Origin of the sequence: Methylobacterium variabile (genome assembly GCF_001043975.1) — a bacterium.
GTDB lineage: Bacteria > Pseudomonadota > Alphaproteobacteria > Rhizobiales > Beijerinckiaceae > Methylobacterium > Methylobacterium variabile.
This window is the reverse complement of record NZ_LABY01000418.1, coordinates 1-811: the sequence shown is the minus strand read 5'-3', so window position 1 is coordinate 811 and position 811 is coordinate 1. Positions and strand designations below refer to the sequence as shown.

Genomic DNA, 811 nt, shown 5'->3' with positions numbered 1-811 from the left:
GGATCGTCGCGCCCGGCGCGAGGGTGCCCCGGAAGACGACCATGGCGAGGTCGTCGTCGCAGGAGGCCTGCATCGTCAGGGGATCGTCGGCGGCGACGACGTGGTCCATGCCGCAGCCGAGCACCAGCCCTGAGCTGCGGGTGCGGTAGGACAGGACCGCGCGCAGGGCCTCGCACCGCGTGCCGGCCGGATGCAGGACCCGCCCGACGAAGCCCTCCGCCAGGCGCGGATCGGTGGTGTCGGTGGCCAGGGGCTGGTCGTTCCGGAGTTCGGAGGCGATCACCACCTCCGCCTCGCGATCCTCCGCCGTGAGCGTGTACTCGATCGCCGCGAGATGGCGGTGCGCGAGGGAGACGAGGCGCAGGGTCTGCAAGCGCAGGGACTTGCCCGCCGCCGTCACCCAGCGCACGTCCCGGCTCAGGGTGCCGCTCCTGAAATCGAGGACCCGCCGGTACGACCGGATCTCGGCGTCGGAGAGGAGGAAACGCTCGTCGTCGACGCTGAGCTTCAGGGCCGTGCCGTCCGGGCAGTTCAGGATGCTCTGGCCGACCGTCGGAAAGCCGTAGGCGCGCTCGCCGTAGGAGATGGGCCGGTGCTCGTAGAAGCCGTTGAGGTAGGTGCCGGTCTCGCTGACCGGCATCCCCTCCTCGGTGACGCCGCGCAGGCCCAGGTAGCCGTTCGACAGGGCGAACATCGTCTCCGCCTGGCCGGTGAGGTTCCGCGCCAGCCGGCCGTCGTAGCGGACGGCCTCGATCGCCCAGGGATTCGGGGGAAAGACGTCGTCGGGGGGGATCAGGCGCGGGCGCAGCAT

The 811-nt window shown here is 71.4% G+C and carries 1 pseudogene; it reads right to left on the bottom strand.

What is annotated here, in order from left to right:
- Window positions 1-811: pseudogene (locus VQ02_RS33620) on the bottom strand (glycoside hydrolase family 65 protein); the annotation flags it as partial.